General features: G+C 74.8%; 12 protein-coding genes. All 12 read left to right on the forward strand.

Going from position 1 to position 13,614, the window contains the following annotated elements; all coding sequences use genetic code 11:
- The first annotated feature begins 21 nt into the window (after window positions 1-21).
- Window positions 22-1,629: a sugar ABC transporter ATP-binding protein gene (locus tag GA0070622_RS09765; RefSeq protein ID WP_091577094.1), complete on the forward strand. Its 1,608-nt coding sequence runs from the start codon at window positions 22-24 to the stop codon at window positions 1,627-1,629.
- Window positions 1,626-2,714, forward strand: a complete 1,089-nt coding sequence (locus tag GA0070622_RS09770; protein ID WP_091572259.1) for an ABC transporter permease — start codon at window positions 1,626-1,628, stop codon at window positions 2,712-2,714. Before GA0070622_RS09765 ends, GA0070622_RS09770 begins: the two co-directional genes overlap by 4 nt.
- A 90-nt stretch (window positions 2,715-2,804) precedes the next feature.
- A complete protein-coding gene (locus GA0070622_RS09775; RefSeq protein ID WP_091572263.1) occupies window positions 2,805-3,857 on the forward strand; it encodes a substrate-binding domain-containing protein in 1,053 nt (350 codons plus the stop codon).
- Window positions 3,858-3,877: 20 nt separating this feature from the next.
- The gene (locus GA0070622_RS09780; RefSeq protein WP_091572268.1) at window positions 3,878-5,077 is read left to right on the forward strand and encodes a Gfo/Idh/MocA family protein; all 1,200 of its coding nucleotides are present in this window, start codon (window positions 3,878-3,880) and stop codon (window positions 5,075-5,077) included.
- 266 nt (window positions 5,078-5,343) lie between these two features.
- Complete coding sequence (locus GA0070622_RS09785) at window positions 5,344-6,492, forward strand: inositol-3-phosphate synthase (protein ID WP_091572272.1); 1,149 nt, start codon at window positions 5,344-5,346, stop codon at window positions 6,490-6,492.
- Complete coding sequence (locus GA0070622_RS09790) at window positions 6,489-7,400, forward strand: SCO3242 family prenyltransferase (protein ID WP_091572276.1); 912 nt, start codon at window positions 6,489-6,491, stop codon at window positions 7,398-7,400. Before GA0070622_RS09785 ends, GA0070622_RS09790 begins: the two co-directional genes overlap by 4 nt.
- Entirely contained in the window at window positions 7,397-8,269 is an 873-nt protein-coding gene (locus tag GA0070622_RS09795; protein WP_091572281.1) for a sugar phosphate isomerase/epimerase family protein, read from the forward strand. Before GA0070622_RS09790 ends, GA0070622_RS09795 begins: the two co-directional genes overlap by 4 nt.
- A 37-nt stretch (window positions 8,270-8,306) precedes the next feature.
- Window positions 8,307-8,912, forward strand: coding sequence for an EboA domain-containing protein (locus GA0070622_RS09800; RefSeq protein WP_091572285.1), 606 nt, complete (start codon window positions 8,307-8,309; stop codon window positions 8,910-8,912).
- Window position 8,913: 1 nt separating this feature from the next.
- Window positions 8,914-9,765: a TatD family hydrolase gene (locus GA0070622_RS09805; protein WP_091572289.1), complete on the forward strand. Its 852-nt coding sequence runs from the start codon at window positions 8,914-8,916 to the stop codon at window positions 9,763-9,765.
- Window positions 9,765-10,952, forward strand: a complete 1,188-nt coding sequence (gene eboE, locus GA0070622_RS09810) for a metabolite traffic protein EboE (RefSeq protein WP_091572293.1) — start codon at window positions 9,765-9,767, stop codon at window positions 10,950-10,952. The genes GA0070622_RS09805 and eboE overlap by 1 nt, the downstream gene beginning before the upstream one ends.
- Window positions 10,949-12,343 carry an alkaline phosphatase family protein gene (locus GA0070622_RS09815; RefSeq protein WP_091572297.1) on the forward strand — a complete coding sequence of 465 codons (1,395 nt, stop codon included), beginning with the start codon at window positions 10,949-10,951 and terminating at the stop codon, window positions 12,341-12,343. Before eboE ends, GA0070622_RS09815 begins: the two co-directional genes overlap by 4 nt.
- Window positions 12,340-13,407: a polyprenyl synthetase family protein gene (locus GA0070622_RS09820; protein WP_091572302.1), complete on the forward strand. Its 1,068-nt coding sequence runs from the start codon at window positions 12,340-12,342 to the stop codon at window positions 13,405-13,407. Before GA0070622_RS09815 ends, GA0070622_RS09820 begins: the two co-directional genes overlap by 4 nt.
- Window positions 13,408-13,614: the final 207 nt, after the last annotated feature.

The raw sequence follows: 13,614 nt of genomic DNA on the forward strand, positions 1-13,614 counted from the left end.
CGCAGCGAGGGCCGTGAGGGCATGCCCGGTCAGCCCAGCGTGAGTGAGCGAGAGGAGGTCGAGGTGAGCACGAAGGAGCCGCTGGTCGAGGCGCCCGCCGACGCCGTCGCGGGCGAGGTGGTGCTGCGCCTCACCGACGTGGTCAAGACGTTCCCCGGCGTACGCGCGCTGGACGGCGTGCAGTTGGAGGTGCGGGCCGGCGAGGTGCACTGCCTGCTCGGGCAGAACGGCGCCGGCAAGTCCACCCTGATCAAGGTGCTGGCCGGCGTGCACCGGCCGGACTCCGGCGAGGTGGTGTGGCGGGGCGAGGCGGCGACGTTCGCCAACCCGCAGGCCGCGATGCGCGCCGGCATCGCCACGATCTACCAGGAACTCGACCTGGTCGACGACCTGTCGGTGGCGGAGAACGCGTTCCTCGGCCACGAGCCGCGCCGGTTCGGCTTCGTCCGGCGCGGGCTCATGGCCCGCCGTACCCGGCAGATCCTGGCCCGGCTCGGTCATCCGGAGATCCCGCCCGGCCGGCTGGTGCGGCACCTGCCGGCGGCGGGCAAGCAGATCGTCAGCATGGCCCGGGCCCTCTCCCACGAGGCCCGACTGATCATCATGGACGAGCCGAGCGCGGTGCTGGCCCACGACGAGGTGGGCAACCTGTTCCGGATCATCCGGGAACTCACCGCGCAGGGCATCGCGGTCATCTACATCTCCCACCGGATGGAGGAGATCCGCGAGATCGGCGACCGGGTCACCGTACTCAAGGACGGCCGGACCACGGCGGCGAGCCTGGCGGCCCGCGAGACCCCGACCCGCGACCTGGTCGCGCGGATGACCGGGCGGACCATCGAGTACGTCTTCCCGCAGCGCCCGGACGCCGACGGCGCCGGCGCGGAGCTGCTCCGGGTGGACGGGCTGACCCGGCACGGCGAGTTCGCCGACGTGTCGCTCGGGGTGCGCGCCGGGGAGATCGTCGGGATCGCCGGGCTGGTCGGTTCGGGCCGGTCGGAGCTGTTGGAGACCATCTTCGGGGCCCGTCGGGCGCAGGCGGGGACGGTCCGGGTCGACGGCCGGGCGCTGCGTCCGGGCAGCGTCGGCGCGGCGGTGCGGGCCGGCATGGGGATGGCGCCGGAGGAGCGCAAGAGCCAGGCGCTGCTGCTCGGCGAACCGATCTACCGCAACGTCACGCTGGCCACCTTCGGCCGCTACGCCCGTCTCGGCTTCACCGACGCCGCGCGGGAGCGGGCCGAGGCGGACCGGGTCGCCGCATCGCTGGAGCTGCGGCCCCGGGACGTACGCCGACCGGTGCGCACCCTCTCCGGCGGCAACCAGCAGAAGGTCGTGGTCGGCCGGTGGCTGCTCGGGGAGACCCGGCTGCTGCTGCTCGACGAGCCGACCCGGGGTGTGGACGTCGGCGCCCGGGCCGAGCTCTACCAGGTCATCCGGGACCTGGCCGCCCGGGGCGTCGGGGTGCTGCTGGTCTCCAGCGAGGTGCCCGAGGTGCTCGGCCTGGCCGACCGGGTGCTGGTCATGCGGGAGGGCCGGGTGGTCCGCGAGGCCCCGGCCGGCGAACTCGACGAGAACACCGTGCTCGACCTCGTCATGGCGGGGTCCCTCATGGAAGGCGCACCGGCATGAGTGACGTCACTGATACCGCGCTGCCCGCGCAGTCGCCGCCGGTGGACCGGGCGGAGACCGCCAAGGCCGAGGCCGGGGCCCGGCTCTCCTGGTGGCGTGGCGACGGCGGGGAGGGCGCGAAGCGCAACCTCGGCCTGCTCGCCACGCTGGTGGTGCTGGTCGTCATCGGCATCCTGACCCGACCCGACCTCTATGGCGACCCGAACTGGGTGTGGGGCAACACGCTCACCATCCTCAAGCTCGCCTCGGTGGTCGGCGTGGTCACCGTCGGCATGACCTTCGTGATCGTCGGCGGCGGGATCGACCTGTCGGTCGGCGCGATCGTGGCGCTGGCCGGGGTCTGGTGCACCACGGTGGCGACCCAGAGCTACGGCGCCGGCGGCATGATCTTCAGCGCGCTGACCGTGGGGTTGGCCGTCGGCGTGGTCAACGGGCTGCTCATCTCGTACGGGCGGCTGGTGCCGTTCATCGCCACGCTGGCCATGCTGGTGGCCGCGCGGGGGCTGGCCGCGGAGATCTCCGACAAGCAGACCCAGGTCTCCACCAGCTCGTTCATCAACGGCATCGCGACCACCAAGGTGCTCGGCATCCCGCTGCTGGTCTACATCCTGGTCGCGGTGGTCGCGGCCGGCTGGGTGCTGCTGAACCGGACCACGTTCGGCCGCCGCACGGTGGCGGTCGGCGGCAACCCGGAGGCGGCCCGGCTCGCCGGCATCAACGTCCGCCGGCACACCGTGCTCCTCTACGCGCTCTCCGGCCTCTGCTGCGGCATCGCCGCGGTCATGCTGACCGCGCAGGCCACCTCCGCCCAGGCGGCGATGGCGAACCTCTACGAGCTGGACGCGATCGCCGCCGCGATCATCGGCGGCACGCTGCTCAGCGGCGGGCGGGGCACCATCATCGGCTCCCTGCTCGGGGTGATCATCTTCTCCACGATCACGAACCTCTTCGCCATCAACAACCTCTCCGCCGAGGCCCAGAACATGGTCAAGGGCGGCATCATCGTCGCCGCCGTCCTGGTCCAGCAGGTGCAGTTCCGCAGCCTGACCCAGTTCCTCGCCCGTAACCGGGCCACCACCACCTGATCCCACCGCGCACGCCGGCCGCCGTCGACCCGACGGTGGTCCGACCCACCGCACCCGAAAACACCCCACCACCTCATCCAGGAGGTCGTCATGAGAACACCGCGCCACGATCTGTCCCGCCGCCGGTTGCTCTTCGGTGGAGCCGCGGTCTCCGCCGGGGTGCTGCTCGCCGGCTGCACCAGCAACGAGCAGACCCCGACGGAGGCGCAGACGAAGGCCGCCGCGACCGGTGGCAACACCGAGCCGGGCAAGAAGGTGACCATCGGTTTCTCCGCCCCGGCCGCCGACCACGGCTGGATCGCCGCCATCACCAACAACGCCAAGGCGCAGGCCGGGGCGTACTCGGACGTGGAGCTGAAGTCGGTGGAGGCCGGCGCGGACGCGGCGGCCCAGCGGGCCGCGCTGTCCACGCTGATCTCCCAGAAGCCGGACGTGATCGTGCTGCTGCCGCACGACGGCAAGGAGCTCAACGCGTTCGGCCTGGAGGCGATGAAGGCCGGCATCCCGGTGGTCAACCTGGACCGGGCCTTCCCCGACGCGCGGGCCTACCGCCTCCAGATCAAGGGCGACAACTACGGCATGGGGGTGGCCGCCGCCACCTACATCGCCGAGCAGCTCAAGGCCAAGGGCGTGAGTAACCCGGTGATCGGTGAGATCCCCGGCATCGAGTCGCTGGAGCTGACCCAGGAACGCTCCAAGGGCTTCGCCGACACGCTCGCCTCCTACGGGCTGAAGGTCGCCAACCGGCGGCCGGCCGAGTTCACCGTGGACTCCGGCCAGCAGGCCGCCACCGGTCTGTTCCAGGCCCTGCCGAAGATCGACGCGGTCTGGAACCACGACGACGACCAGGGCATCGGCGTGCTCGCCGCGGTCAACCAGGCCAACCGCAAGGAGTTCTTCATGGTCGGCGGCGCCGGCTCGAAGAAGGCCATGGAGGACATCGCCGCCGACAGCACGGTGCTCAAGGCCACCGTCACCTACAGCCCGTCGATGGCCTCCTCGGCCATCTCCCTGGCCCGCCTGATCGGCCAGGGCAAGGGCATGTCCGACCTGGTCGAACTCCAGGTACCGAAGGAGATCGTGCTCTCCTCCGAGACGATCACCAAGGAGAACGCGGGCGACTACCTGAAGCTCGGGTTCTGACACACGGGGGGAGACCCACCTTGTCCACTCACGACAGGATCCTGCGGGTCGGCATGGTCGGCTACGCGTTCATGGGCGCCGCGCACTCACAGGCGTGGCGCACCGTGAACCGGGTGTTCGACCTGCCGGCGCGGGTGCGGATGTCGCTCGTCTGCGGACGGGACGAACCGAAGGTGGCCGAGGCCGCCGACCGGCTCGGCTGGGACGGCTACACCACTGACTGGCGGCGACTCGTCGAGTCCGACGAGATCGACGTGGTCGACATCTGCACACCGGGGGACAGCCACGGCGAGATCGCGCTGGCCGCGTTGGCCGCGGGCAAGCACGTGCTGTGCGAGAAGCCGCTGGCCAACACCGTCGCCGAGGCCCGGGAGATGACGGCCGCCGCCGAACGGGCCCGGGAGTCCGGGGTACGCGCCATGTGCGGCTTCAACTACCGGCGCGTGCCCGCGGTCGCCCTGATGCGGCAGCTGGTCGCCGACGGTCGGCTCGGCGAGATCCGGCACGTCCGGGCGGTCTACCTCCAGGACTGGATCGTCGACCCGCAGTTCCCGCTGGTCTGGCGGTTGCAGAAGGACAGGGCGGGCTCCGGTGCGCTCGGCGACATCGGCGCGCACATCATCGACCTGACCCAGTACGTGACCGGCCAGCTCATCACCGGGGTCAGCGCGATCACCGAGACGTTCGTCCGCCAGCGGCCCCTGGTCGCCGGGTCGAGCGGCCTGGCCGCGCGGGCCGACGGCAACGGCAGCGCGACGGGCGAGGTCACGGTGGACGACGCGGCGGTCTTCGTGGCCCGGCTCGACGGTGGCGCGCTCGCCACCTACGAGGCCACCCGGTTCGCCACCGGCCGCAAGAACGCCCTGCGGGTCGAGATCAACGGCTCGCGCGGCAGCGTCGTGTTCGACCTGGAACGCCTCAACGAGCTGGAGTTCCTTGACGCCACCCGGCCCGCCGCCGAGCAGGGCTTCAGCCGGATCCTGGTGACCGAGGCGGACCACCCGTACCTGTCGGCGTGGTGGCCGCCGGGCCACATCATCGGCTACGAGCACTCCTTCACCCACCAGATGCGGGACTTCGTCGAGGCGGTCGCCACCGGCGCCGACCCGGCTCCGTCGTTCGCCGACGCGTTGCAGGTCCAGCTCGTGCTCGACGCGGTCACCCGCTCGGCCGAGCGGGCCGCGTGGACGGAGGTGACACCCGCCCTGGCCGAGGTGTGACGCCGGGCCCCCGCTCACCCAGCCGGGAGAGGCGGGGGCCCGACCGGACACCTCCCGCGCGGCGCGGCAGCGCCGCCGACAGCCTTCCGGCGCCGGCCGGCGAGGGCCCGCCGCGGTTGCGCCCCGCGGCGGGGACGAGGCCGGCTCCGGGGAGCGTGCCGCCGGAAGCCCTCCGGGCGGCACGACCAGCACGGCCCTCCGGTGCGGCCGGACCGGGATTCCCCGGCCGCACCGGTGGACCGGCACCGACCTGGGGAGGTAGCGCGATGCGTACAGGTGTCTGGCTGGTCGGAGCACGTGGCTCGGTCGCGACCACCAGCGTGGTCGGGGCGCTCGCCCTGCGGGCCGGGCTGACCGCGCCGACCGGCTGCGTCACCGAACTTCCCGCGCTGCGCGGACCCGCGCTGCCGGGCTTCACCGACCTCGTCTTCGGTGGCCACGACGTGGTCGCCACCCCGCTCACCAAACGCGCCGAGGCGCTCGCCGCCGCCGGGGTGCTGCCCGCCCGGCTGGCCGACGCCGTGGCGCCGGAGCTGGCCGCCGTGGAGGCGGCGCTGCGCCCCGCGCCGACCGACGGTGGCCCGGGCGACCGGATCGCCGCCGTGGTCCGCGACCTCACCGACTTCCGCCGCCGCCACGAGTTGGAGCGGGTGGTGGTGGTCAACGTCGCCGCCACCGAGCCGGCGCCCGCCCCGCACCCGGCCCACCGCGACCCGGCCGCGCTGCGCGCCGCGCTGGCCGGTCCGGTCGACGTGCTGCCGGCCAGCTCCCGCTACGCGTACGCGGCGTTCACCGCCGGCTGCCCGTACGTCGACTTCACCCCGTCCACCGGCGCCCGGCTGCCGGCCCTGGTGGCGCTGGCCGACGAGCGCGGACTGCCGTACGCCGGGCACGACGGCAAGACCGGCGAGACGCTGCTCAAGTCGGTGCTGGCGCCGATGTTCGCGATGCGGCACCTGGCCGTACGTTCCTGGTCCGGGACGAACCTGCTCGGCGGCGGTGACGGCGCCACGCTGGCCGAGCCCGCCGCCAACGCGGCCAAGGTGGGCAGCAAGCAACGGGTCCTCGCCGAGACGCTCGGCTACCTGCCGCAGGGCAGCACCCGGATCGACTACGTTGAGGAACTGGGCGACTTCAAGACGGCCTGGGACCTGGTCACGTTCGCCGGCTTCCTCGGCACCGGGATGCGGATGGAGTTCACCTGGCACGGCTGCGACTCCGCGTTGGCCGCTCCGCTGGTGCTCGACCTGGCCCGGCTCACCGCCGCCGCGCACGCCGCCGGCCGCCGGGGCGCGCTGGCCGAGCTGGCGTTCTTCTTCAAGGACCCGCTCGGCGACACCGGGCACGCGCTCGGTGAGCAGTGGGCGGTGCTGTGCGACTTCGTCGGCGGTCTGCACGCCGGGGTGACCCGGTGACCCGGCTGGCCGACCTGGTCGAGCTGGTCCGGGCGCCGGCCGCGCTCTCGGTGCCCGGGGACGTGGTGGCCGGCGGCGCGGCGGCCGGTGCGCTCGACCGGCGTACGCCCGCGCTGGCCGGCGCGTCGGTGCTGCTCTACTGGGCCGGGATGGCCGCCAACGACTGGGCGGACCGGCGGCTGGACGCGGTCGAGCGCCCGGAGCGGCCGATCCCGTCCGGCCGGGTCCGCCCGGCCGTCGCATTGGGCGTCGCGGCCGGCCTCACCGCCGCCGGCCTCGCCGTCGCCACCGCCGCCGGGGGCCGCCGGGCGGCGGCCGTCGCGTTCCCGCTCGCGGCCACCATCTGGGGGTACGACCTGCGGGCCAAGGACACCGCCGCCGGTCCGGCGGTGATGGCCGCCTGTCGGGGCCTGGACGTGCTGCTCGGCGCGACGGGTGGCCGTGCGGCGCGGGCGTTGCCGGCCGCGCTGACCGTCGCCGCGCACACCTGGACCGTCACCGCGCTGTCCCGCCGCGAGGTGACCGGGATGCCGGACCGGCGGTTGCCGGGCCTCACACTGGCCGGCACCGCGCTCATCGCGGTCGCCGCCCCGGGCCGGCCGCCCGTGTCAAGCGGGGCCCCCTCCTCTACCGGAGGCGTTAAAAGGGGGCCCTTCCTTCAGCTTGGTGCGCTGGTGCCGGCCGTGCTCGCCGCCGGCTACGCGGCCCGGTACGGCCGGGCGCAGGCCCGGGTGCTCGCCGACCCGGCGCCGGCCCGGGTGCGGGCCGCCGTCGGCGCCGGCATCACCGGGCTGCCCGCGTTGCAGGGCGCGCTGACCGCCCGGGCCGGCGCGCGGCTGCTCGGCCTCGCCGTCGCCGGGGCCGCCCCACTCGGTCGCCGCCTGGCCCGACTCGTCTCCCCGACATGACCGCCGCGACTCCGTCCGGGCCGGGCCGGCTGCGCTTCGGGTACGGCACCAACGGCTTCGCCAACCACCGCCTCGGTGACGCGCTCGCGGTCCTGGCCGACCTCGGATACGAGGGCGTCGCGCTCACCCTGGACCACGACCACCTGGACCCGTTCGCCCCCGGGCTGGCCCGCCGGGTGGCCGCCGTGCGCCGCCGGCTGAGCGCGCTGGGGTTGGCCGTGGTGGTCGAGACCGGGGCCCGCTACCTGCTCGACCCCCGGCACAAGCACGCCCCGACGCTGCTGCACGACGACCCCGCCCGCCGGCTGGAGTTCCTGCGCCGGGCGGTCCGGGTCGGCGCGGACCTGGGTGCCGAGGCGGTCTCCTTCTGGGCCGGCGTACGCCCGCCGCGGGTGCCGCCGCCCGTCGCCCGGGACCGCCTGGTCGCCGGCTGCGCCGCCGTCTGCGCCGAGGCGGAGGCGGCCGGCGTGCCGCTGGGCTTCGAACCGGAGCCGGGCATGCTGGTCGAGGACATCGCCGGCTGGTGGTGGCTGCGCGACGCGCTCGGCGCGCCGCCCGGCTTCGGTATCACCCTCGACATCGGACACTGTCGCTGCCTGGAGCCGCGGCCGGTGCCCGAGTGCGTGACGGCGGTCGCCGACCACCTGGTCAACGTGCAGATCGACGACATGCGCCGGGGCGTGCACGAGCACCTGGAGTTCGGTGCCGGGGAGATCGACTTCCCGCCGGTGCTGCGCGCCCTGACCGACGCCGGCTACCGCGGCCTGGTGGCCGTGGAGCTGCCCCGGCACTCGCACGCCGCCCCGACCGTCGCCGCCCGCTCGCTGGACTTCCTGCGCGCCGCCGCCCGGCGCGGCGAGGGGCGGTGACCGACCACCTTCCAGCACCCGGCAGAGGGGAGACGGCATGACACCCGACCGACTGCGCGCCGCGCTGCGGGGCGTACCCGATCCGCAGTGGCTGGACGCGGCGCTGCGCCGCGTCGCGACCGAACCCGCCACGATCCCGCGTTTCTTCGCCGCCGCCGCCCGGCGGTGCGGGCGTGGACCGGTGCCCGACCCGCCCGGCTGGACCGTCGACGAGGCGGCCCGGGCGCTGCTGCTCGCCGCGCTGCCGTCCGGCCACGCCGCCGCGGCCGAGGCGCTCTACCGGCACGGCGACGCCGCCGAGCGGCGCGGGGTGCTGCGCGCGCTGCCGCTGCTGCCGATCGGGGCGGAGTGCGTGCCGCTGCTGCACGACGCGATCCGCACCAACGACACCCGGCTGGTCGCCGCCGCGCTCGGCCCCTACGCCCGGCACCTGGAGCAGCCGGCCTGGCGGCAGGCGGTGCTCAAGTGCGTGTTCGCCGGGGTGCCGCTGGCCGTGGTCGACGACCTGACCGGCCGGGCCGACGCCGAGCTGGCCCAGATGCTGGCCGCGTTCGCCGCCGAGCGGCACGCCGCCGGCCGGACCATGCCCGCCGACGCGACCGGGCTGCTGCACCGACTGACCATCACCACCACGGAGGCGTGACATGCGCATCTTCGACCCGCACATCCACATGACGTCGCGGACCACGGACGACTACGAGCGGATGGCCGCCGCCGGCGTGCGCGCGGTGGTCGAGCCGGCGTTCTGGCTGGGTCAGCCGCGCACCAGCGTGGACAGCTTCGTCGACTACTTCGACTCGCTGATCGGCTGGGAGCCGTTCCGGGCCGGGCAGTTCGGCGTCCGGCACCACGCCACCGTGGCGTTGAACCCGAAGGAGGCCAACGACCCGCGCTGCCGCCCGGTGCTCGACGTGCTGCCGCGCTACCTGGACAAGGACGGCGTGGTCGCGGTCGGCGAGATCGGCTACGACGCGATGACCCCGGCCGAGGACGCCGCGCTGGCCGGGCAGCTCGCGCTGGCCGTCGGGCACGACCTGCCCGCGCTGGTGCACACCCCGCACCGGGACAAGGCACGCGGCGTCGAGCGCACCCTCGCCGTGGTCGCCGAGTCGGGCATCGAGCCCGGGCGGGTGCTGATCGACCACCTCAACGAGGTGACCGTGAAGCTGGTCCGGGACACTGGCTGCTGGCTGGGTTTCTCCATCTACCCGGAGACCAAGATGTCGCCGCCCCGGATGGTCGAGTTGCTGCGCGCGTACGGGACCGAGCGGATGCTGGTCAACTCGGCGGCCGACTGGGGGCGCTCCGACCCGCTGCTCACCCGGGCCACCGGGGAGGCGATGCTGGCCGCCGGGTTCGACGACGACGAGGTCGACCGGGTGCTGTGGCGCAACCCGGTGGAGTTCTACGGCCAGTCCGGGCGGCTCGACCTCGCCGACCTGGACGCCCCGGCGCCCACCTTCGCCGGCAACTCGATCCTGCGCGGGGGCGAGTGATGCGGCTGCGGCACCCGGACGGCACCACCGTCCATCTCGGCTACTGCACGAACGTCCACCCCGCCGAGGACCTGCCGGGCGTCCTCGCCCAGCTCGACACGTACGCGGTGGCGGTGCGCCGGGCGCTCGACGCCGACCTGCTCGGGCTGGGGCTCTGGCTGGCCGCGCCGGTGGCCGCCGCGCTTGCCGCCGACCCGGCGGCCCGCCGCCGGCTGCGCCACGACCTGACCGTACGCGGGCTGGAGGTGGTCACGCTCAACGGCTTCCCGTACGCGGCGTTCCAGGCCCCGGTGGTCAAGGGCGCGGTCTACCACCCGGACTGGACCACGCCCCAGCGGCTGGCGTACACCCTGGACCTGGCCTGGGTGCTGGCCGACCTGCTGCCCGACGACGCGGCCCGGGGCTCCGTCTCGACGCTGCCGCTGGCGTGGCGCACCCCCTGGGACGCCGAGCGGGCGGACACCGCCCGCCGCCGGCTGGACGCGCTCGCCGCCGGGTTGGCCGCCGTGCAGCGGGACACCGGCCGGGTGGTCCGGGTCGGCTTCGAACCGGAACCGGGCTGTCTGGTGGAGTCCACGGGACAGGCACGCGCGGTATTGTCAGCCATGGATACCGACCGGCTCGGGATCTGTCTGGACCTGGCGCACCTCGCGTGCGCCTGGGAGGAGCCGGTCGACGCGTTGGCCCGGCTGCGCGACGCCGGGCTGCCGGTGGTCAAGGTGCAGGTCTCCGCCGCCGTCGAGGCGGCCGACCCGGCCGGTTCCACCGACGCGCTGCGCCGTTTCGTCGAGCCGAGGTTCCTGCACCAGACCCGGGCGGCGGGCTGCGCCGGCGCCGCCGATCCGGCCGACCCGGCGTGGGCCGCCGACGACCTCGACGCGGCGCTCGACGCGCGGCTGCCCGGGTCGTGGCGGGTGCACTACCACGTGCCGCTGCACGCCCCGCCCGAGCCGCCGCTGCGCTCCACCGTGCCGGTGCTGCGGTCCGCCCTGTCCGCGCTCCTCGCCGGTCCGGCCGCCGGCTGTGACCACCTCGACGTGGAGACGTACACCTGGGGGGTGCTGCCGGAGGCGCGGCGGCCGAGCGGCGACGCGGAGCTGGCCGCCGGCATCGCCGCCGAGCTGGCCTTCGCCCGCGACGAACTGGTCGCGCTCGGGCTGTCCACGGCGGCCGGGGTTCCCTCATGAGCCGCCGGCTGGTGGTGCTCGACGTGGTCGGGCTGACGCCCCGGTTGCTGGCCCACATGCCTCGGCTGCGCGCGGTGGCCGAGGCCGGGTTCACCGCCGAGCTGGGCACCGTGCTGCCGGCGGTGACCTGCTCGGCGCAGGCCACGTTCCTCACCGGGGAGCTGCCCGCCGGGCACGGCGTGGTGGGCAACGGCTGGTACTTCCGCGACCTCGGCGAGGTGCTGCTCTGGCGGCAGCACCACGCGCTGGTCGGGGGCGAGAAGGTGTGGCAGGCGGCCCGCCGGGTGGAGCCGGGCTACCGGGTCGCGAACATCTGCTGGTGGTACGCGATGGGCGCGGACGTGGACTGGACGGTCACGCCGCGCCCGGTCTACCACGCCGACGGGCGCAAGGAGCCGGACTGCTGGACCGACCCGCCCGAGCTGCGGGACACGCTGACCGACGCGCTCGGTACGTTTCCGCTGTTCAGCTACTGGGGGCCGGGCGCGGGGCTGCCGTCGTCGGCGTGGATCAGCCGGGCGGCGCAGCGCATCATGGCCGACCACGCCCCGGACCTGACCCTGGTCTACCTGCCGCACCTCGACTACGACCTGCAACGGTTCGGGTCCTCCGACCCGCGGGCCGCCGCCGCGGCGGCCGAGCTGGACGCGGTGCTCGGCCCGCTGCTGGACGCGGCCCGGGAGCGGGACGCGACGATCGTCGCGCTCTCCGAGTACGGCATCACCGACGTCTCCCGCCCGGTGGACGTCAACCGGATGCTGCGGGCCGAGGGCCTGCTGCGGGTGTACGCCCAGGCCGGGATGGAATACCTGGACCCGTGGACGTCGCGGGCCTTCGCGGTGGCCGACCACCAGGTGGCGCACGTCTACGTGCGGGATCCGGCGGACGTGCCGGCGGTGGCGAAGCGCTGCGCCGCGCTGCCGGGCGTCGCCGAGGTGCTGGACGCCGCGGGGCAGGCCGGCCACGGGCTGGACCACCAGCGCTCCGGCGAGCTGGTGCTGGTGGCCGAGCCGGATTCCTGGTTCACGTACTACTACTGGTTGGACGACGCCCGGGCGCCCGACTTCGCCCGGCTGGTCGAGATCCACCGCAAGCCCGGCTACGACCCGGCCGAGCTGTTCTTCGACCCGGCCGCGCCGGCCGCCGCGAAACGGCGGGCGGCGGTGGCGCTGGCCCGCAAGAAGCTCGGCCTGCGCTACCTGATGAGCGTGGTGGGGCTGGACGCCGGGGCGCGGGCGGTGCGCGGCTCGCACGGCCGGCTGCCCGCCGACCCGGCGGACGGTCCGGTGCTGCTCTGCTCCGACCCGGCCGCGACCCGGGCCCGGGTCGCGGCGACCGACGTCAAGGCGTTGCTGCTCCAGCTCGCCGGACTGGCCCGGGAGGCGCCATGACCGTCACCGTCGTACCGACCGACCCGGCCCTGCTGCGGGGTCGCTTCGACGCCGCGCTCGGCGCGTTCCTGGACGCGCGGGGGCCGGGTCGGCCGGACGACGGAACGGGGGCCGTCCACGCCGAGGTACGCCGGTTCGTGCTGGCCGGCGGCAAGCGGCTGCGGCCGTTGTTCTGCTACTGGGGCTGGCGGGGCTTCGGCGGCCCGGACGGCCGGCCGATCGTGGTCGCCGCGGCGGCGCTGGAGCTGTTCCACGCGTTCGCGCTGATCCACGACGACATCCTGGACCGCAGCGACCGCCGCCGGGGCGTGCCGACGGTGCACCGGCACTTCGCCGACCTGCACGCCCGCTCCGGGTGGCGGGGTGACCCGGCGGCGTACGGCCGGCAGGCCGCGCTGCTCTGCGGTGACCTCTGCGCGACCTGGTCGGCCCAGATGTTCCACGGCTGCGGGCTGCCGGCCGAGCGGCTGCGTCGGGGTCACGCCCTGCTGTCCCGGATGCGGACCGAGGTGATCGCGGGGGAGTACCTGGACGTGACCGCGGCGGCCGGGGACGGCTCGGTGGCGAGCGCGCTGGCGGTGGTGCGGCTGAAGACGGCCCGCTACACCGTCACCCGGCCGGTGCAGGTCGGCGCCGCGCTGGCCGGGGCGGGCCCGGGGGAGGTGGCCGCGCTGGCCGGCTTCGGCGATCCGCTCGGCGACGCGTTCCAGCTTCGCGACGACCTGCTCGGCGTCTTCGGTGACCCGGCGGTGACCGGCAAGTCCGACCTGGACGACCTGCGGGAGGGCAAGCCCACCGTGCTGATGGCGCTGGCCCGGGCGACGGCCGACCCGGCCGGCGCGGCCCGGCTGCGGAAGCTGGTCGGCGATCCGGGCCTGGGTCGGGCCGGGGCTGCCGAGGTGCGCGCCGTCGTCGAGGCGTGCGGGGCGCGCGACGCGGTGGAGCGGATGATCCGGGTCCGGGCGGACGAGGCGCTGGCCGCGCTGGACGGGTTGCCGCTGGACGAGCCGGCGCGGCGGGCCCTGACCACGCTCGCGTACCGGGCCGTGGACCGTCGCCAGTGACGCCAACTTTTGACGCGTTCCGACAAAAGTGTTTCCGGAACCAGCAGAAGCTATGGACAGGCCAATCGAAAGCCCTTAATGTCGTGCGCAGCACAGAGCTGTTTCGTCGAGGTGAACGCCCGCACCGCCCCGCCTCGTCGAGGTGACCACCGGCCCCGTCGGAGGTCACGGCCCGCCGTAACCGCACCCGACGGGCCGGCGCAGCAT

The sequence above is a fragment of the Micromonospora sediminicola genome (assembly GCF_900089585.1).
GTDB lineage: Bacteria > Actinomycetota > Actinomycetes > Mycobacteriales > Micromonosporaceae > Micromonospora > Micromonospora sediminicola.